22 protein-coding genes are annotated in these 19191 nt (G+C 60.5%); 20 read left to right on the top strand and 2 right to left on the bottom strand.

The annotated features are described in order from the left end of the window. The first annotated feature begins 217 nt into the window (after positions 1-217). The 16 genes from SPG90_RS20150 (at position 218) to phnP (ending at position 11977) form a co-directional block, all read left to right on the top strand. Entirely contained in the window at positions 218-553 is a 336-nt protein-coding gene (locus tag SPG90_RS20150; RefSeq protein WP_023310096.1) for a zinc ribbon domain-containing protein YjdM, read from the top strand. 80 nt (positions 554-633) lie between these two features. After that, complete coding sequence (gene yjdN / locus SPG90_RS20145) at positions 634-1077, top strand: VOC family metalloprotein YjdN (protein WP_045355279.1); 444 nt, start codon at positions 634-636, stop codon at positions 1075-1077. A gap of 173 nt (positions 1078-1250) precedes the next feature. Then, positions 1251-2039, top strand: coding sequence for a phosphonate ABC transporter ATP-binding protein (phnC, locus tag SPG90_RS20140; RefSeq protein ID WP_047173690.1), 789 nt, complete (start codon positions 1251-1253; stop codon positions 2037-2039). Positions 2040-2063: 24 nt separating this feature from the next. Continuing rightward, positions 2064-3080: a phosphonate ABC transporter substrate-binding protein gene (phnD, locus tag SPG90_RS20135; protein WP_023310093.1), complete on the top strand. Its 1017-nt coding sequence runs from the start codon at positions 2064-2066 to the stop codon at positions 3078-3080. Between the two features lie 117 nt (positions 3081-3197). Then, the gene (phnE, locus tag SPG90_RS20130) at positions 3198-3977 is read left to right on the top strand and encodes a phosphonate ABC transporter, permease protein PhnE (protein WP_126304316.1); all 780 of its coding nucleotides are present in this window, start codon (positions 3198-3200) and stop codon (positions 3975-3977) included. A gap of 20 nt (positions 3978-3997) precedes the next feature. Then, entirely contained in the window at positions 3998-4723 is a 726-nt protein-coding gene (gene phnF / locus SPG90_RS20125; RefSeq protein WP_126304314.1) for a phosphonate metabolism transcriptional regulator PhnF, read from the top strand. After that, a complete protein-coding gene (gene phnG / locus SPG90_RS20120) occupies positions 4724-5176 on the top strand; it encodes a phosphonate C-P lyase system protein PhnG (RefSeq protein ID WP_023310090.1) in 453 nt (150 codons plus the stop codon). After that, positions 5173-5757, top strand: a complete 585-nt coding sequence (gene phnH / locus SPG90_RS20115) for a phosphonate C-P lyase system protein PhnH (protein WP_045355276.1) — start codon at positions 5173-5175, stop codon at positions 5755-5757. Before phnG ends, phnH begins: the two co-directional genes overlap by 4 nt. Further along, positions 5757-6821, top strand: coding sequence for a carbon-phosphorus lyase complex subunit PhnI (locus SPG90_RS20110; RefSeq protein WP_126304312.1), 1065 nt, complete (start codon positions 5757-5759; stop codon positions 6819-6821). The genes phnH and SPG90_RS20110 overlap by 1 nt, the downstream gene beginning before the upstream one ends. Further along, on the top strand, positions 6814-7659 hold the full coding sequence (phnJ, locus tag SPG90_RS20105) for an alpha-D-ribose 1-methylphosphonate 5-phosphate C-P-lyase PhnJ (RefSeq protein WP_023310087.1): 846 nt from the start codon (positions 6814-6816) through the stop codon (positions 7657-7659). The genes SPG90_RS20110 and phnJ overlap by 8 nt, the downstream gene beginning before the upstream one ends. Beyond that, positions 7656-8411 (top strand): phosphonate C-P lyase system protein PhnK, encoded by a 756-nt coding sequence (gene phnK / locus SPG90_RS20100; RefSeq protein ID WP_126304310.1) that lies wholly within the window; start codon positions 7656-7658, stop codon positions 8409-8411. Before phnJ ends, phnK begins: the two co-directional genes overlap by 4 nt. Positions 8412-8420: 9 nt before the next feature. Beyond that, entirely contained in the window at positions 8421-9101 is a 681-nt protein-coding gene (gene phnL / locus SPG90_RS20095) for a phosphonate C-P lyase system protein PhnL (protein WP_126304308.1), read from the top strand. Further along, the gene (gene phnM, locus SPG90_RS20090; protein WP_126304306.1) at positions 9098-10234 is read left to right on the top strand and encodes an alpha-D-ribose 1-methylphosphonate 5-triphosphate diphosphatase; all 1137 of its coding nucleotides are present in this window, start codon (positions 9098-9100) and stop codon (positions 10232-10234) included. The genes phnL and phnM overlap by 4 nt, the downstream gene beginning before the upstream one ends. Continuing rightward, the gene (gene phnN, locus SPG90_RS20085) at positions 10231-10782 is read left to right on the top strand and encodes a ribose 1,5-bisphosphokinase (protein ID WP_100245679.1); all 552 of its coding nucleotides are present in this window, start codon (positions 10231-10233) and stop codon (positions 10780-10782) included. The genes phnM and phnN overlap by 4 nt, the downstream gene beginning before the upstream one ends. Then, positions 10775-11209, top strand: a complete 435-nt coding sequence (gene phnO / locus SPG90_RS20080; RefSeq protein ID WP_126304304.1) for an aminoalkylphosphonate N-acetyltransferase — start codon at positions 10775-10777, stop codon at positions 11207-11209. The genes phnN and phnO overlap by 8 nt, the downstream gene beginning before the upstream one ends. A 9-nt stretch (positions 11210-11218) precedes the next feature. After that, positions 11219-11977, top strand: coding sequence for a phosphonate metabolism protein PhnP (phnP, locus tag SPG90_RS20075; protein WP_126304302.1), 759 nt, complete (start codon positions 11219-11221; stop codon positions 11975-11977). A gap of 52 nt (positions 11978-12029) precedes the next feature. Here the strand turns inward: phnP and yjdP are convergent, their stop codons facing one another. Next, positions 12030-12353, bottom strand: coding sequence for a DDRRRQL repeat protein YjdP (gene yjdP, locus SPG90_RS20070; protein WP_033144428.1), 324 nt, complete (start codon positions 12351-12353; stop codon positions 12030-12032). A gap of 69 nt (positions 12354-12422) precedes the next feature. Beyond that, positions 12423-14705 (bottom strand): ATP-binding protein, encoded by a 2283-nt coding sequence (locus tag SPG90_RS20065; RefSeq protein WP_126304299.1) that lies wholly within the window; start codon positions 14703-14705, stop codon positions 12423-12425. 181 nt (positions 14706-14886) lie between these two features. Here SPG90_RS20065 and SPG90_RS20060 point away from each other — a divergent pair, with 181 nt between their 5' ends. The 4 genes from SPG90_RS20060 (at position 14887) to SPG90_RS20045 (ending at position 19186) form a co-directional block, all read left to right on the top strand. Beyond that, positions 14887-16407, top strand: a complete 1521-nt coding sequence (locus tag SPG90_RS20060; RefSeq protein ID WP_023310078.1) for a sugar ABC transporter ATP-binding protein — start codon at positions 14887-14889, stop codon at positions 16405-16407. Continuing rightward, positions 16404-17399 (top strand): ABC transporter permease subunit, encoded by a 996-nt coding sequence (locus SPG90_RS20055; protein ID WP_032662554.1) that lies wholly within the window; start codon positions 16404-16406, stop codon positions 17397-17399. The genes SPG90_RS20060 and SPG90_RS20055 overlap by 4 nt, the downstream gene beginning before the upstream one ends. A 32-nt stretch (positions 17400-17431) precedes the next feature. Beyond that, a complete protein-coding gene (locus SPG90_RS20050; RefSeq protein WP_021242935.1) occupies positions 17432-18373 on the top strand; it encodes an ABC transporter substrate-binding protein in 942 nt (313 codons plus the stop codon). 126 nt (positions 18374-18499) lie between these two features. Further along, positions 18500-19186, top strand: coding sequence for a D-lyxose/D-mannose family sugar isomerase (locus tag SPG90_RS20045; RefSeq protein WP_045402457.1), 687 nt, complete (start codon positions 18500-18502; stop codon positions 19184-19186). Positions 19187-19191: the final 5 nt, after the last annotated feature.

Below are 19191 nucleotides of genomic sequence, written 5' to 3'. Positions count from 1 at the left end.
TATATTTAGCGTCATTTCTTCCCACCGTGTTAATGAGGTAAGCATCGCTTAACTGACTGACAGGAAGTGTCACTCCCGATACGCTTTTTGCATTTTTTTAATTCACAATGTCACCGACAAACGTGTGGATTTGCGCTATACTTGCCGCCTTTTTCGGCACGCTGCCGTCATTTAGCTGGCACTTTCCAGCGCGTTTACACTTTTTGAGGATACCGATATGTCACTCCCACACTGCCCAAAATGCAATTCTGAATACACCTATGAAGATAATGGCATGTTCATCTGCCCGGAATGCGCTCACGAATGGAACGATGCCGAACCATCACACGATGCTGATGCACTTGTCGTAAAAGATGCGAACGGCAATCTGCTGGCGGACGGCGACAGCGTAACCGTGATTAAAGATCTGAAAGTAAAGGGCAGTTCTTCCATGCTGAAGATCGGCACCAAAGTGAAGAATATCCGTCTGGTTGAAGGCGATCATAATATCGACTGCAAAATTGACGGCTTCGGTCCGATGAAGCTGAAATCAGAGTTCGTGAAAAAGAACTGATTTACCCGCCCGGTGGCGCTTCGCTTACCGGGCTTGCGGGAACTACACTTAACGAGCTTTTCTTACGTGAGGTAAAGATTATGCCGTTAAGTCCCTACATCTCGTTCGCCGGCAACTGTGCAGAAGCCACTTCTTTCTACCAGCAAGCCGTCGGCGCAGAGCTTCTCTATAAAATCACCTTCGGCGAAATGCCAAAAAGCGATAACAGCGAAGAAGGCTGTCCGTCCGGTATGCAATTTCCGGATTCGGCTATCGCTCACTCCAACGTCCGCATTGCGGGCAGCGATATCATGATGAGCGACGGGATGCCGCCGGGCAGCAACGCGCAGTACGCGGGCTTCACGCTGGTACTCGATACTCAGGACGTTAATGAAGGCAAGCGCTGGTTCGACAACCTCGCCGCGGGCGGGAACATCGAAATGGCCTGGCAGGAAACCTTCTGGGCACACGGTTTCGGTAAAGTCACCGATAAATACGGCGTGCCGTGGATGATTAACGTTGTTAAGCAGCAACAAACGCCTTAGGCCGGATAAGCGCAGCGCAGCAGGCAACAGCGCCCGGTGGCGCTGCGCTGACCGGGCCTACGGTGATTGTCATCAAACTCCCCTCAACTCTTCAAACTCCCGCAACCCAGACTTAACCCAAATGTCACATTGATGCGCCAGCATGAGGCCACATTTATCGTGAGGCCCAGCACATGCAAACCGTCATCCGCGTCGAGAAACTGAGCAAGACCTTCAATCATAATAAGGCTCTGCATGCCGTTGATCTGACCGTCCAGCAGGGCGAAATGGTGGCGCTGCTGGGGCCATCCGGTTCCGGTAAATCCACCCTTCTGCGTCATTTAAGCGGTCTTATCACCTGCGATAAAACGCCGGAAAGCCACGTCGAGCTGCTGGGCAATACCGTGCAGCGCGCGGGGCGTCTCGCCAGCGATATCCGCAAGAGCCGCGCCCGGACGGGCTATATCTTCCAGCAGTTCAACCTGGTGAACCGCCTGACGGTGCTGGAGAACGTGCTGATTGGCGCGCTCGGCAGCACCCCGTTCTGGCGCACCTGTCTGCGCTGGTTCTCCCCTTCGCAGAAGCAGGAAGCCTTACAGGCGCTGACCCGCGTCGGCATGGCGCATTTTGCCCACCAGCGCGTCTCCACCCTGTCCGGTGGACAACAGCAGCGCGTCGCCATTGCCCGCGCCCTGATGCAAAAAGCGCAAATCATTCTCGCAGACGAACCCATTGCCTCGCTGGACCCGGAGTCCGCCCGCATCGTGATGGAAACCCTGCGCGACATTAACCAGAACGACGGTATCACCGTGGTGGTCACGCTGCATCAGGTGGATTACGCCCTGCGCTACTGCGAACGCATTGTCGCCCTGCGTCAGGGACATGTGTTCTTTGATGGCGCGAGCCATCAGTTTGATAACGAACGTTTTGACCATCTCTACCGCAGCATTAACCGCGTCGAAGAGAACGCGCAGGCTGCTTAATTAAACCCGATCCGAGGAAAGTACATGAGCTACAAAGCCGTTGCCGCGCTGGCCTTTACCAGCATGTTCAGCCTCAGCACCCTGTTAAGCCCGGCGTATGCACAAGAGCAGGAAAAAGCGCTGAACTTCGGCATTATTTCGACGGAATCACAGCAGAACCTGAAGCCTCAGTGGGAACCGTTCCTGAAAGATATGGAAACCAGGCTGGGAATCAAAGTGAACGCCTTCTTCGCCCCGGACTACGCGGGCATCATCCAGGGGATGCGCTTTAATAAAGTGGACATCGCCTGGTACGGCAACCTCTCCGCCATGGAAGCGGTGGACCGCGCGAACGGCCAGGTCTTTGCCCAGACCGTCGCGGCAGATGGATCCCCGGGCTACTGGAGCGTGCTGATCGTGAATAAAGACAGCCCGATCAACAACCTCAACGACATGCTCGCCAAACGCAAAGAGCTGACCTTCGGCAACGGCGACCCGAACTCCACCTCCGGCTACCTTGTCCCCGGCTACTACGTCTTCGCCAAAAACAACGCCTCCGCCAGCGACTTCAAACGCACGGTGAACGCCAGCCACGAAACCAACGCTCTGGCCGTGGCCAACAAGCAGGTGGACGTTGCTACCAACAACACCGAGAACCTCGACAAGCTGAAAACTTCCGCGCCGGACAAGCTGAAAGAGATCAAGGTTATCTGGAAATCGCCGCTGATCCCGGGCGACCCGATCGTCTGGCGTAAAAACCTGTCCGAAAGCACCAAGGATAAGGTGTACGACTTCTTTATGACCTATGGCAAAACGCCGGAAGAGAAAGCGGTCCTGGCGCGCCTGGGCTGGGCACCGTTCCGCCCGTCAAGCGACCTGCAGCTGGTCCCGATTCGCCAGCTGGCGCTGTTTAAAGAGATGCAGGGCGTGAAGGACAACAAAGGGCTGAAGGACGAGGAGAAGACCAGCAAAGTGGCCGCAATTGAGGCACAGCTGGAAGACCTCGATCGCCTGACCGCCGCGCTCGGTGCGATGACGAGCGTGAATAAAGCGGTGCAGTAGTGCCTTTCTCCCTCTCCCCGTGGGAGAGTACCGGGGTGAGGGCATCAGCGCGCACATTTCCCCCTCACCCTAACCCTCTCCCTCAAGGGAGAGGGGACTAAACCCAAAGGAGCCAACATGCAAACCATCACCCTCCCGCCGCCGAAGCGCAGCTGGTTCTCGCTCATAAGCTGGGCCATCCTGCTGGCGGTGCTGGTTATCTCCTGGAAGGGCGCGGAAATGGATCCGCTGCTGCTCTTCAAGGACGCGGGCAACATGGCGACCTTCGCCGCCGACTTCTTCCCGCCGGACTTCAGCCAGTGGCAGGATTACCTCAGCGAAATGGCGGTCACCCTGCAAATCGCCGTCTGGGGCACCGCCCTTGCCGTCGTTCTCTCTATTCCCTTTGGCCTGATGAGCGCCGAAAACATCGTGCCGTGGTGGATATACCAGCCGATGCGTCGCCTGATGGACGCCTGTCGCGCCATCAATGAAATGGTCTTTGCGATGCTGTTCGTGGTCGCCGTTGGCCTGGGTCCGTTCGCCGGCGTGATGGCACTGTTCATCCACACCACCGGCGTGCTCTCCAAGCTGCTTTCTGAAGCGGTCGAAGCCATTGAGCCCGGCCCGTTGGAAGGCATCCGCGCCACGGGTGCCAATAAAATCGAAGAGATCCTTTACGGCGTCCTGCCGCAGGTTATGCCGCTCCTGATCTCCTACTCCCTGTACCGCTTTGAGTCTAACGTCCGCTCCGCGACGGTGGTCGGTATGGTGGGCGCAGGCGGGATTGGCGTCACCCTGTGGGAAGCGATTCGCGGTTTTCAGTTCCAGCAAACCTGCGCCCTGATGGTGCTCATCATCGTCACCGTCAGCCTGCTGGATTTCCTCTCTCAACGTTTGCGTAAGCACTTCATCTGAGAAGCGAGGCTTTGTTTTCTATGCACTTATCCAGACATCCGACCAGTTATCCTACCCGCTGGCAAGAGATTGCCGCAAAGCTCGAAGTGGAGCTGCGCACGCACTACCGCTGCGGGGACTACCTGCCCGCCGAGCAGCAGCTTGCCGACCGCTATGAAGTGAACCGCCACACCCTGCGTCGCGCCATTGACCAGCTGGTCGAGCGCGGCTGGGTCCAGCGCCGTCAGGGCGTGGGCGTGCTGGTGCTGATGCGCCCGTTCGACTACCCGCTGAACGCCCAGGCGCGCTTTAGCCAGAACCTGCTGGATCAGGGCAGCCACCCGACCAGCGAAAAGCTGCTCTCGGTATTGCGTCCGGCCTCCAGCCACGTGGCGGACGCGCTGGGTATTCAGGAGGGCGACGACGTCATTCACCTGCGTACCCTGCGTCGCGTTAACGGCGTGGCGGTATGCCAGATAGACCACTACTTTGCGGACATCGCCCTCTGGCCCGTGCTCCAGCATTTCTCCAGCGGCTCGCTGCATGACTTTCTTCAGGATGCGACAGGTATTGCGCTCAAGCGCACCCAGACGCGCATCAGCGCCCGTCGCGCGCAGGCGAAAGAGAGCAAGGTGCTCGAAATCCCCAATATGGCCCCGCTGCTCTGCGTACGCACCCTCAACCACCGTGACGGCGAGATCAACGCGACGGAATACTCCGTCAGCCTGACCCGCGCCGACATGATCGAATTCACCATGGAGCACTGAATGCACTTCGACATCGCCACCCGACAGCGCTGGATGCGCGTGCTGGCCCACAGCCAGCCTGCTGCGCTGGCTGCCCGCATGAACGCGCTCAGCCTGACGCCAGACTACGACACCCTTCGCGCCCCGGAGATCGGCCTTGTTCAGATCCAGGCGCGCATGGGCGGCACCGGCGAGCGCTTTTTCGCCGGAGACGCCACCCTCACCCGCGCGGCAATCCGCCTGAACAGCGGCACGCTGGGCTACAGCTACGTGCTGGGGCGTGATAAAGCCCACGCCGAGCGCTGCGCGGTGATCGACGCGCTTTTACAGGAACAGCCGTATTTCCAGACGCTAATGGAAACCCTTATTACCCCGCTGGAAGCCGACCGCGCCGCACGTCTTGCCGCGCGTCAGGCCGAAGTGAATACCAGCCGGGTCGACTTCTTTACGCTCGTTCGCGGAGACAACGCATGACGCTTCAACCTGCTTTTACCCTGGCCGTCCAGGATGCCCAACACAGTTTTCGGCGCCTGCTGAAGGCGATGAGCGAGCCGGGCGCGATCGTCTCGCTGCACCAGCTCTCCCAGGGCTGGCTGCCGCTGAATCTGGCGACCACCAGCGTGCTGCTGACGCTTGCCGACAACGACACCCCGGTGTGGCTTTCGGGCGCGCTGTCGAACGATATCGCCAGCCAGAACCTGCGTTTTCACACCAGCGCTCCGCTGGTCGATCAGCCCCAGCAGGCGGTTTTTGCCGTGGCCGATGAACAAATCAGCCATGAGCAATTGAACGCCCTGAGCGAAGGCAGCACCGTCGCCCCGGAGACCAGCGCCACCCTGATTTTGCAGGTCTCCAGCCTGAGCGGCGGCCGCATGCTGCGCCTCACGGGGGCAGGCATCGCCGACGAGCGCATGGTCGCGCCGCAGCTGCCGGAGTGCATCATTCACGAGCTGACCGAGCGCCCGCATCCGTTCCCGCTGGGCATTGACCTGATCCTGACCTGCGGCGAGCGCCTGCTGGCAATCCCGCGGACCACCCACGTGGAGGTGTGCTGATGTACGTTGCCGTCAAAGGGGGCGAGAAGGCCATCGCCGCCGCCCATGCGCTACAGGCGCACAGACGACGGGGCGATGAACGGCTTCCCGAGCTGAGCGTCGCCCAGATTGAACAGCAGCTAAACCTCGCCGTCGACCGGGTGATGACCGAAGGCGGCATTGCCGACCGCGAGCTGGCGGCGCTGGCCCTGAAGCAGGCCAGCGGCGACAACGTGGAAGCCATCTTCCTGCTGCGCGCCTACCGCACCACGCTTGCCAGACTGGCGGTAAGCGAGCCGGTGAACACGGCGGAGATGCGCCTGGAACGCCGCATTTCTGCCGTTTATAAAGACGTTCCCGGCGGCCAGCTGCTTGGCCCCACGTACGACTACACCCACCGCCTGATGGATTTTACCCTGCTGGCGAACGGCGAAGCGCCGACGCTCAGCACCTCCGACGCCGAACAGGAACCGTCTCCGCACGTCTTCAGCCTGCTGGCAAAACAGGGCCTGGCGAAGGCGGAAGAAGATTCTGGCGCGCAGCCGGATGACATCACCCGCACGCCGCCGGTTTACCCGTGCTCGCGCTCGTCCCGCCTGCAGCAGCTGATGCGCGGCGACGAAGGCTATCTGCTGGCGCTGGCCTACTCCACCCAGCGCGGCTACGGGCGCAACCACCCGTTTGCAGCCGAAATTCGCAGCGGCTACATCGACGTCGAGATCGTACCGGAAGAGCTGGGTTTTGCGGTGAACGTCGGCGAACTGCTGATGACCGAGTGTGAAATGGTCAACGGTTTCGTCGCCCCGGAAGACGAAGACCCGCACTTTACCCGCGGCTACGGGCTGGTATTCGGCCTCGGCGAGCGCAAGGCCATGGCCATGGCGCTGGTCGACCGCGCCCTGCAGGCACCGGACTACGGCGAGCACGTTGCAGGCCCGGCGCAGGACGAAGAGTTCGTGCTGGCCCACGCGGATAACGTTGAGGCCGCCGGTTTTGTCTCGCACCTCAAGCTGCCGCACTACGTCGATTTCCAGGCCGAACTGGAACTGCTGAAACGCCTGCAACGGGAGCGCAAAAATGGCTAACTTAAGCGGCTACAACTTTGCCTATCTGGATGAGCAAACCAAACGCATGATCCGCCGCGCCATCTTAAAAGCGGTGGCCATTCCGGGCTATCAGGTGCCGTTCGGCGGCCGCGAAATGCCGATGCCCTACGGCTGGGGCACGGGCGGCATCCAGATTACCGCCAGCGTGATCGGCGAGGCGGACGTGCTGAAGGTCATCGACCAGGGCGCGGACGACACCACCAACGCCGTGTCGATCCGCAGCTTCTTCCAGCGCGTCACCGGCGTCAATACCACCGAAAAAACCGAAGACGCCACGCTGATCCAGACCCGACACCGCATCCCGGAAACCCCGCTCACAGAAGATCAGATTTTGATTTTCCAGGTGCCGATCCCGGAGCCGCTGCGCTTTATCGAGCCGCGCGAAACGGAAACCCGCACCATGCACGCGCTGGAAGAGTACGGCGTCATGCAGGTGAAGCTGTATGAGGATATCGCCCGCTTCGGCCATATCGCCACCACCTACGCCTACCCGGTGAAGGTGAACGGGCGCTACGTGATGGACCCGTCGCCAATCCCAAAATTCGATAACCCGAAGATGGACATGATGCCCGCCCTGCAGCTTTTCGGCGCCGGGCGCGAAAAACGCATCTACGCTGTCCCGCCTTATACGCGTGTCGAAAGCCTGGATTTCGACGATCACCCGTTTACGGTGCAGGAGTGGGACGAGCCGTGCGCCATCTGCGGATCCAAACACAGCTATCTGGACGAAGTGGTGCTGGACGATACGGGCAAACGGATGTTTGTCTGCTCCGACACCGATTACTGCCGCCAACAGAGCGAGGCGAACGGCCAATGAAACCGCTGCTTTCGGTTAATAACCTGACTCACCTGTATGCGCCGGGCAAAGGCTTTAGCGACGTGTCGTTCGAGCTGTGGCCGGGCGAAGTGCTGGGGATCGTCGGCGAGTCCGGCTCCGGCAAAACCACCCTGCTGAAGTCCATCTCCGCGCGCCTGACGCCGCAAAACGGCGACATTTTGTATGAGGGCGCCTCGCTGTACGGCATGAGCGAGGCCGGACGCCGCCGCCTGCTGCGCACCGAGTGGGGCGTGGTGCATCAGCACCCGATGGACGGCCTGCGCCGTCAGGTCTCCGCCGGGGGCAACATCGGCGAACGCCTGATGGCCACCGGCGCGCGCCACTACGGCAACATCCGCGCTACCGCCCAGCACTGGCTGATCGATGTGGAAATCCCCGCCTCGCGCATCGACGACCTGCCGACAACCTTCTCCGGCGGGATGCAGCAGCGCCTGCAGATTGCGCGCAACCTGGTCACCCATCCGAAGCTGGTGTTTATGGATGAACCCACCGGCGGGCTGGACGTCTCGGTGCAGGCCCGCCTGCTCGATCTGCTGCGTGGCCTGGTGGTGGATCTAAACCTGGCGGTGGTGATTGTCACCCACGATTTAGGCGTTGCGCGCCTGCTGGCGGACCGTCTGCTGGTGATGAAGCAGGGCCAGGTGGTGGAAAGTGGGTTAACCGACCGGGTGCTCGACGATCCGCACCATCCGTACACCCAGCTGCTGGTGTCGTCCGTATTGCAGAATTAAGAGGCCAACATGATCCGCGTAGAAAACGTAAGTAAGACCTTTGTGCTCCACCAGCAAAACGGCGTGCGTCTGCCGGTGCTGCAAAATGCCTCACTGGAGGTGAATCGCGGCGAATGCGTGGTGCTGCACGGCCACTCCGGCAGCGGAAAATCCACCCTGCTGCGCTCCCTGTACGCCAACTATCTGCCCGACGAAGGCCATATTCATATTCGCCACGGCGATGAATGGGTCGACCTGGTACAGGCCCCCGCGCGTAAGGTGCTGGAGGTGCGCCGCACGACGATCGGCTGGGTGAGCCAGTTTCTGCGGGTGATCCCGCGGATCTCCGCCCTGGACGTGGTCATGCAGCCGCTGCTGGATCTTGGCGTACCACGCGAAACCTGTGCCGCCAAAGCCGCCAGCCTGCTGACGCGCCTCAACGTGCCGGAGCGCCTGTGGCACCTTGCCCCGTCGACCTTTTCCGGCGGCGAGCAGCAGCGCGTCAATATCGCCCGCGGCTTTATCGTCGACTACCCGATTTTACTTCTGGATGAACCCACCGCCTCGCTCGACGCTAAAAACAGCGCGGCCGTGGTGGCGCTGATCGAACAGGCCAAAGCTCGCGGCGCGGCGATCGTCGGGATCTTCCACGACGAAACCGTACGCAGCCGCGTGGCGGACAGATTGCACCCGATGGGGACAAACGCATGATTATCAATAACGTCAGGCTGGTGCTGGATAATGAGGTGGTTGACGGCTCGATTGAGATCCAGGACGGAACAATCCGCGCGTTTGCTGAAACCCAGAGCCGTTCGCCCGAGGCGATGGACGGTGAAGGCGGCTGGCTGCTGCCGGGGCTGATTGAACTGCATACCGATAATCTGGACAAGTTCTTCACGCCACGGCCGAAGGTGGACTGGCCCGCGCATTCTGCGATGAGCAGCCACGACGCGCTGATGGTCGCCAGCGGCATTACCACCGTGCTGGACGCGGTGGCGATTGGCGACGTGCGCGACGGCGGCGATCGCCTGGAGAATCTCGAGAAGATGATCAACGCCGTGGAGGAGACGCAAAAACGCGGCCTCAACCGCGCCGAGCACCGTCTGCACCTGCGCTGCGAGCTGCCGCACCACACCACCCTGCCGCTGTTTGAAAAGCTGGTCGGACGCGAGCCGGTCTCGCTGGTCTCCCTGATGGACCACTCGCCGGGGCAGCGCCAGTTCGCCAACATTGAAAAGTATCGCGAATACTATCAGGGCAAATATTCTCTCAGCGATGCCGAGATGGCGCGCTACGAGGAAGAGCAGCTGGCGCTGGCGGCGCAGTGGTCGCAGCCAAACCGTCTCAGGATTGCCGCGATGTGCCGGGACCGTAATATCGCGCTGGCCAGCCATGACGATGCCACACACGATCACGTGCTCGAATCCCACCAGCTTGGCAGCGTTATCGCCGAATTTCCCACCACGTTCGAGGCGGCTGAAGCCTCCCGCAGGCATGGCATGAACGTGCTGATGGGCGCACCGAACATCGTGCGCGGCGGCTCGCACTCCGGCAACGTCGCGGCAAGCAGGCTCGCTTCCCTCGGCCTGCTGGATATCCTCTCGTCCGACTATTACCCCGCCAGTCTGCTCGACGCGGCGTTCCGGGTGGCCGACGACGAGGGCAACCGCTTTACGCTGCCGCATGCGATTCGCCTGGTGACGAAAAACCCGGCCTCGGCGCTTAATCTGCAGGATCGCGGCGAGATAGCCGAAGGCAAGCGGGCGGATCTGGTCCTGGCCCACCGCAGGGGCGAGCACGTTCATATCGACCACGTCTGGCGTCAGGGAAAGAGGGTGTTCTGATGGGAAGACTTATCTGGCTAATGGGGCCGTCCGGCTCCGGTAAGGACAGCCTGCTGTCCGCCTTACGGCAGCAGGAGCATCCCCAGCTGCTGGTGGCGCACCGGTACATAACCCGCGCGGCCAATGCGGGGAGTGAAAACCATATCGCCCTGAGCGAGCAGGAGTTTTTCACCCGCGCCGGGCAAAACCTGCTGGCGCTGAGCTGGCACGCCAATGGCTATTACTACGGAATCGGCATCGAGACCGATCTGTGGCTGCACGCGGGTTTTGACGTGCTGGTTAACGGCTCGCGTGCGCATCTTTCGCAAGCGCGCGCCCGCTATGGGGCGGCCCTGCTGCCGGTCTGCCTGCAGGTTTCACCGGAGGTCCTGCGCAGCCGGTTGCAGAGACGGGGACGTGAATCCGCCCGCGAGATCGACCAGCGGCTGGAGCGTGCGGCGCGCTACACCCCGTCCGACTGCCATATCCTTAATAACGACGGAAGTTTGCTACAGTCAGTCGAGACCTTTTTATCGCTTATCCGTCAGAAGGAGAAACAGCATGCATGACTGTACGCTTCGTCCCGCCACCGCCGACGATGCGCAAATCGTCTATGCGTTAATCTGCGAATTGAAACAGGCCGAGTTCGATCGCCAGGCGTTTCACGCGGGCTATCTTGCCAATCTGCAGGATCGCAACATGCGCTACCAGCTTGCCGAACTGGACGGTCAGGTCATCGGCATGATCGGCCTGCACCTGCAGTTTCACCTCCATCACGCGCGCTGGATCGGCGAGATCCAGGAGCTGGTGGTGATGCCGCAGGCGCGCGGGCTAAAGGTGGGCAGCCAGCTGCTGGCCTGGGCGGAAGGGGTGGCACGAGAGGCGGGCGCGGAGCTGACCGAGCTCTCCACCAGCGTGAAGCGCACCGACGCCCACCGTTTTTACGTCCGTGAAGGATATACGCAGAGCCATTTCCGATTCACCAAACCGCTGTAGAGGTGCGTTATGAGTCTGACGATCGCGTTAACAGGAACCGGAAGCGCCCAGCTCGTACCGGTCTTTGGCTGCGACTGCGCGGCGTGCCGCCGGGCGCGCCTGCAGGAGACCTATCGCCGTCGCCCCTGTAGCGCGGTGGTCAAATTCAACGATGCGGTGACCTTGCTGGACGCGGGTATTCCGCACCTGATGGACGACTGGGCTGCAGGCAGCTTCCAGCAGTTTTTGCTCACCCATTACCATATGGATCACGTTCAGGGGCTGTTCCCCCTGCGCTGGGGCGTGGGGGCGACGATCCCGGTTTACGGTCCGCCGGACGACGCCGGGTGCGACGATCTGTTTAAACACCCCGGCATTCTGGATTTCAGCCACACGGTCGAACCGTTTGTGATGTTTGAGCTTCAGGGTCTGCGGGTCACGCCGCTGCCGCTCAACCATTCGAAACTGACCTTCGGGTATTTGCTGGAATCGGCCCACAGCCGCGTGGCCTGGCTTTCCGATACCGCCGGACTGCCGGAAAAAACGGTGAAGTTCCTGCTCAACAATCAGCCGCAGGCAATAATTATCGACTGCAGCCATGAACCGCGCGACGAAACGCCGCGAAACCATTGCGACTTAAATACCGTGATTGCGTTAAACGAGGCGATTGGCTGCCCGCAGGTGATCCTGACGCACATCAGCCATCAGTTTGACGTGTGGATGATGGATAACCCGCTGCCGCAGGGCATAGAAGCGGGCTATGACGGGATGGTGCTGGTGCTGGATTAGGTTTTCTCCCTCTCCCGCGGGAGAGGGTTGGGGTGAGGGCAACAGGCCGCACTCAGCCTCGATCGTAATCGTCTTCTAACCTGCGCTCATCCTCTTCTAACCGACGGCGATCGTCATCCAGCTGACGCTGACGTTCATCTAAACGGCGGCGTCTGTCTTCAAGCTGCCGACGACGATCGTCGTACTGTCGACTGTCGATTTGACGGCTGCGGTCATAACGATCGTCGTCGTCATTGCTTCGGCTGCTGCTGGGGTTGTAGGCATCGTTGATCGCCTGCTGAATGTTGCCAATAGCATCATCAACAATGTCGGCATGAGCCAGTTGGCTGGTGAGAGACAGCAGACCAAATAACAGAGCAGTTGAGTAACGTTTCATAAGGCCAGACTCGCAGGTGAACTGGCTTTACGATAATCAACGGCAGGAAACGGGGGTAGCGGAGGAATCTCAAATTACCATTACCTTGCGCAGCGCCTGAGCCAACTGCACCCGCGTAAACGGCTTACGCAGTAACGGAACGTCCGGCAGCTGAGGATTATGCGCAGGCCGTAAATCCTGGCCGCTGATCAGCAGCACCGGAAGCTGCGGATAATGATTACGCACATGGCTAATCACCTCGGCTCCGCTCAGGCTTCCCGGCAACATCAGGTCGCTGATAAACATGCCAATATCCGGCGACGCCGCCAGCATGTTCAGCGCCTGCTCGCCGTTTTCCGCTTCGAGCGTCAGATAGCCAAGCTGGTGCAGCTGTTCGCACAGGGTCTGACGGACATCCGCCTCATCTTCCAGCACCAGCACCAGCCGCTCGCTATCGACGGAGGCGGTGGCAGACAGCGCTTCATCGTCTGCAGCGGCGGGCAGCACGGAGCGCGGGAGGTGAAGCCGAACGGTCGTTCCCTGCCCCGGCGCGCTTTCAATCTCCACGCGCCCGCCGGACTGGCGGACAAAGCCGTAGACCATCGACAGGCCTAACCCGCTTCCGCTTCCGGTCTGCTTGGTGGTGAAGAACGGTTCAAAGACCCGGGATTTCACCTCCTGCGACATGCCGCTACCGCGGTCAATCACCTCCAGCGCCACCATATCCTGCCTGCGCCCGTCGCTGCGGGTGACGCGCTGATTCCAGGTCCGGATTTTAATCACCCCGCTTTGCCCTTCCATCGCATCGCGCGCGTTCATCACCAGGTTGATGATGGCGTTTTCCAGCTGGCTAACGTCAATCCACGCGGGCCATGCCGGGGTTTGCGCTTCAATCTCCAGGCTCAGCGTGGCAGGCAGGGAGTGGCGCATCAGTTCCCTGAGGTTCTCCAGCAGCGGCAGCATCTCTACCGCATGCGGCGTCAGGGACTGCTTGCGGGAAAATGCCAGCAGGCGCTGCGTCAGTAAGGCACCACGCTCGGCCGCCTTCAGCGCCCGGGTAATGCGCGGCGCGTCTTTCGATTCGGGGTCGGTGAGCTCAAGGCTGCCGATGATCACTGCCAGCAGATTGTTAAAATCATGCGCCAGCCCGCCGGTCAGCTGTCCAACCGCCTTCATCTTCTGGCTGTGCAGCAGCGCCTCTTCCAGCCCCTGACGCTCAACGCGGTCGATCTCCATCTGCGTGGTTTTCTCTTTCAGCAGGCGCGTGGTGTGCTCAAGCGAGGCGGTATTGCGGGCAAACACGTTAAACGCGCGCGCCAGTTCACCGAGCTCATCGCGCCGCTGGAGGGCAGGAACGGACACGTCCTGTTCGCCGTGAGCAAGGCGCGACATCGCCCGGGAAATCGCCGTCAGGTTAGAGGCCAGATTGCGGTAGATATACCAGCAGGCGCACCCGGTGATGATCAGCGCCAGCACGGCGAAGATGCTGATAAACACGCTAATGGACTGCAGCTCGTGATGGCTCTGGGCCGTGCGAAGCCGGGAGGCCTGCGCCACCTGCCCGACGTACTGATTAATATCGCTGTTGAGGATCGCCACCAGCGCCTTGATGTGGAACATATACCAGCTTATCGCCAGGTCGCTCTCTTCCAGCTGCTTCGACAGCGGGGCGAGCTTGCCTAACTCGGCATTAAAATCTGGCAGAACCCCCTTCACGACCGGCTGTACGGCACTCCGGGGCAGCGCTGCGGCCACGGCGTCCAGCTGCTGAACGGTCGCGCGCGGCGAAGGAGTGTCGATGGCGGCGGCGATCAGCCGGTCCATCTCCATCAGCTGCTGCGCATCCGGCACGTTGCTGTCGTAACGGCGGTTGATGTCCTGAAGATGACGCAGGTAGCTCTGGCTTTGATACAGCGAGCTCAGCAGCGCGTTACGCTCCAGATGGCGGCGCTGTCCGCGCTCAAGCATCTCCGTCACGCTCTGCTGTAGCTCATTGCTTCGTTGAATAATGCGCGCCACCAGCGCCGGCTCCTGCTGCGCCAGCGGCGCATCCGCAAGCTGTTCCAGCGAGCGGCGCAGGGCCATTTGCGTCTGCTTAAGGCGCTCGGCTTCGCCTTTGTACTCCAGCGCCCCGACGACCTGTGAAAGCCGCACCGCCGCCGTCGCCACGTTGGCGGTATCGCGGGCCAGGTTCATGCTGCCGGTCATGTCATCCAGCGTTTGCTGCTGAACCTGCTCCTGGATTTGACTGGCGTGACGAAAGCCGAGCACCGCCACGCCGCTCACCATCAGCGTCACGGCGACCACCAGCAGATTAAAAATCAGCAGTCGGCCTCGGGCGCTGGCGAAAAAGGGCGGACGGCGTGATGGCATGGGTTTGGGCTCCTGAGTGGTTTGGTGCCCTCACCCTGGCCCTCTCCCACCGGGAGAGGGAAAAGGAAAATGTGATGGCGATTAGCTATTCATAACTATGACAAATATGAACAGCTTCTGACATTTTGCATTTACGCACCTGTGATGAAGTGCAGATATCGGCATTCGCAGGAGATCCGCCATGAGCAGAACCCCGGTTTTAGAGATGCGCAGCATTGCCAAAACGTTTGGCAGTTTCCACGCGCTCAAGGGTGTGGATTTGACGGTCTTTCCCGGAGAGATCCACGCGCTGATGGGCGAAAACGGCGCGGGAAAAAGCACGCTGATGAAAATCCTCGCGGGAGCCTATACCGCCACCAGCGGTGAGATCCTGATCGACGGTCAGCCGTTTCACATTAAAGGGCCGAAAGATGCGCTGGCCGCAGGCATTACCCTGATTTATCAGGAGATGCAGCTCGCGCCCAACCTGACCGTTGCCGAAAATATCTTTCTTGGCAGCGAGCTGTCGCGCGGCGGGATGGTGCAGCGCAAAGAGATGGCCGCCCAGGCGCAGGCGGTGATTGAGCGCCTCGGCGCACAGTTCAATGCTACCGACCTGGTGATGAAGCTGACCATTGCCGAGCAGCAGCAGGTGGAAATTGCCCGCGCGCTGCACCGCAACAGCCGCATTCTGGTGATGGATGAACCCACCGCCGCCCTCTCCTCGCGGGAAACCCACCGCCTGTTTGAACTGATTTTGCGCCTGCGCGATGAAGGGATGGCGATCATCTATATCAGCCACCGCATGGCGGAAGTGTATGAACTTTCTGACCGCGTCAGCGTTCTGCGCGACGGGCAGTACGTCGGCAGCCTGACGCGCGACAAGCTAAACGCCTCCGAGCTGGTGCGCATGATGGTGGGCCGCCCGTTAAGCGACCTGTTCAACAAGGAGCGTGATATTCCCCTCGGCAGCCCGCGTCTCAACGTCCACCACCTCACCGACGGTAAAAAAGTACAGCCGTGCAGCCTGCAGGTGCGTTCCGGTGAAATCGTTGGGCTGGCGGGCCTGGTCGGGGCCGGACGCTCCGAGCTGGCGCAGCTTATCTTCGGCGTGCGTAAAGCCACCGGCGGCATGATTGAGGTCGACGGCGAGCCGGTGGTGATCCACTCCCCGCGTGCGGCCATCGAAAACGGCATCGGTTTTCTCACCGAAAACCGCAAGGAGCAGGGGCTGTTTCTGGAGCTGGCGGCGCAGGAGAACATCACCATGGCGACGCTGGAGCGCGACGCGACCTTCGGTATGTTAAACCGCAAAAAAGCCCAGTCGATTTCCGATGACGCCATTGCATTGCTCAACATCCGCGTGCCCCATTCGCAGGTGCGCGCGGGCGGGCTGTCAGGCGGCAATCAGCAAAAGCTGCTGATCTCCCGCTGGGTGGCCATCGGCCCGCGCATTCTGATCCTGGACGAACCCACGCGCGGCGTGGACGTCGGGGCGAAAAGTGAGATCTACCGCATCATGAACCAGATGGCGCGCAAAGGGGTGGCGATTTTAATGATCTCCAGCGAGCTGCCGGAAGTGGTGGGCATGAGCGACCGGGTGTACGTGATGCGGGAAGGCAGCATTGCGGGTGAACTCCACGGGCGCGACATCTCTCAGGAAAACATTATGACGCTGGCAACCGGCGTGAACGACACTCATCATCAGGCGGTGCAATCATGACAACTCCAACCCATCCGCAGCAGGTGGCGAAATCCGCCTCCGCCAAAAAAATGCTGATGAGCGATCTGATGCAAACGGTCGGTATCCTGCCGATTCTTATCCTGATTGTGGCGGTATTTGGCTTTATCGCCCCGAACTTCTTCACCGAGAGCAACCTGCTCAACATTACCCGTCAGGCGTCGATCAACATCGTGCTGGCGGCGGGAATGACCTTCATCATCCTAACCGGCGGGATTGACCTCTCCGTGGGCTCGATTCTGGGCACCACGGCGGTAGCGGCGATGGTGGTCTCGCTTATCCCTGAATTTGCCATGCTCTCCATTCCGGCCGCGCTGATGCTCGGCATGGTGCTGGGACTGTTCAACGGCGCGCTGGTGGCCTTTGCGGGGCTGCCGCCCTTTATCGTGACGCTCGGCACCTATACGGCGCTGCGCGGCGCGGCGTATCTGCTGGCGGACGGCACGACGGTCATTAACTCCAACATCAGCTTCGAGTGGATCGGCAATAACTACCTCGGCCCGATCCCGTGGCTGGTGGTAATCGCGCTGGCGGTCATTGCTATCTGCTGGTTCATCCTGCGCCGCACCACGCTCGGCGTCCACATCTATGCGGTGGGCGGCAACATGCAGGCAGCGCGACTGACCGGCATTAAGGTCTGGCTGGTGCTGCTGTTTGTCTACGGCATGAGCGGCCTGCTCTCCGGGCTTGGCGGAGTGATGAGCGCCTCGCGCCTCTACAGCGCCAACGGCAACCTCGGCACGGGCTACGAGCTGGATGCGATTGCGGCGGTGATCCTCGGCGGCACCAGCTTCGTCGGCGGGATCGGCACGATCACCGGCACGCTGGTCGGCGCGCTGATCATCGCCACACTCAATAACGGCATGACGCTGATGGGCGTCTCCTACTTCTGGCAGCTGGTGATCAAAGGGGCGGTGATCATCATAGCGGTGCTGATCGACAAATACCGTACCCGACACCATCAAAGTGCATAACAACAAAACCCTACAGCTTCGAGGAAAACCATATGCGTTTGAAACCGTTAGTGACCGCGCTCTGTGCTGGCGCGCTGCTTGCCGCAACGCCGTTTGCGCAGGCAAAAGATCTGAAGTCCATCGGCGTGACGGTGGGCGACCTGGCCAACCCGTTCTTCGTGCAGATCACCAAAGGTGCCGAGCTGGAAGCGCGCAAGCTGGCTGGTGATAACGTCAAGGTGACGCTGGTCTCCAGCGGTTACGATCTGGGCCAGCAGGTGGCGCAGATCGACAACTTTATTGCTGCGAAGGTGGACATGATCATCCTCAACGCTGCGGATTCCAAAGGGATCGGCCCGGCGGTGAAGCGCGCGAAAGACGCCGGGATCGTGGTCGTTGCGGTTGACGTGGCGGCGGAAGGGGCGGATGCGACCATCACCTCCGATAACACCCAGGCGGGCGAAATGGCCTGTAAATACATTACCGATCGCCTGAAGGGAAAAGGCAACGTGGTGATCATCAACGGACCGCCGGTCTCTGCGGTGCAAAACCGCGTGGAAGGCTGTCAGACGGAATTCAAAAAACATCCGGATATCAAGGTGCTTTCGGATAACCAAAACGCCAAGGGCAGTCGTGAAGGCGGCCTGGAGGTCATGACCTCCCTGCTGGCGGCCAATCCGAAGATCGACGGCGTGTTTGCGATTAACGATCCGACGGCGATCGGTGCCGATCTGGCCGCGAAGCAGGCTCAGCGCAACGAGTTCTTTATCGTCGGCGTGGATGGTTCCCCGGACGGTGAGGAAGCGCTGAAGCGCGAAAACTCGCTGTTTGTCGCAACCCCGGCGCAGGATCCGCAGGTGATGGCGGCAAAAGCGGTGGAGATCGGCTATGACATTCTACAGGGTAAACCTGCGCCGAAAGCGCCTGTGCTAATCCCGGTGACGATGATCGATAAAAAGAACGTCGGTACCTATAAGGGCTGGACGGTTAAGTAACTTCGGTGCGGCCTGATGCCCTCACCCTACCCCTCTCCCACAGGGAGAGGGAACTTACTCCCCCTCTCCCTCAAGGGAGAGGGCCGGGTGAGTGCTAAGGTTTTGCAATAAAAGCCAGGAGTCCCCATGAAACGCTCCGACATCAATGAAATTCTCGGCCACACGCGACAGTTCTTTTCCATGCACGACGTGCATCTCCCGCCGTTTGCCAGCTTCCCGCCCACAAAATGGCAGCAGCTTGACCAGGCCGCCTGGCAGGAAGTGTTCGACCTCAAGCTCGGCTGGGACGTGACGGCGTTCGGCGGCAACAGCTTTGCCGCTGAGGGCCTGACGCTGTTTACCCTGCGCAACGGCTCGCCCAACGGCGTGCCATATGAAAAGTGCTATGCCGAAAAAATTATGCACGTGCGTGACGGCCAGGTGACGCCAATGCATTTTCACTGGCGCAAGCGGGAAGACATCATCAACCGGGGCGGCGGGAATCTGATTATTGAGTTATGGAATGCCGGGGCGCATGAAGAGACGGAAAACACCGACGTGACGGTCACCGTCGACGGCTGTCGTCAGACCCACGCGCCCGGCAGCCAGCTGCGCCTCATGCCAGGGGAAAGCATCTGTCTAACACCCGGTCTGTACCACAGCTTCTGGGGCGAACGCGGCTTCGGCGACGTGCTGGTTGGGGAGGTGTCATCGGTAAACGACGACGAGCACGACAACCACTTTTTGCAGCCCATTGCCCGCTATAACAACATCGAAGAAGACGAACCGGCGCTGCTGGTGCTGTGCAACGAGTACAACCTGTTTCGGATATAAGGAGT

Origin of the sequence: Enterobacter sp. D2, from assembly GCF_034427575.1 — a bacterium.
Taxonomy (GTDB): domain Bacteria; phylum Pseudomonadota; class Gammaproteobacteria; order Enterobacterales; family Enterobacteriaceae; genus Enterobacter; species Enterobacter cloacae_M.
Note: the sequence above shows the minus strand (reverse complement) of the source record. Positions and strands in the feature narration are given on the sequence as shown.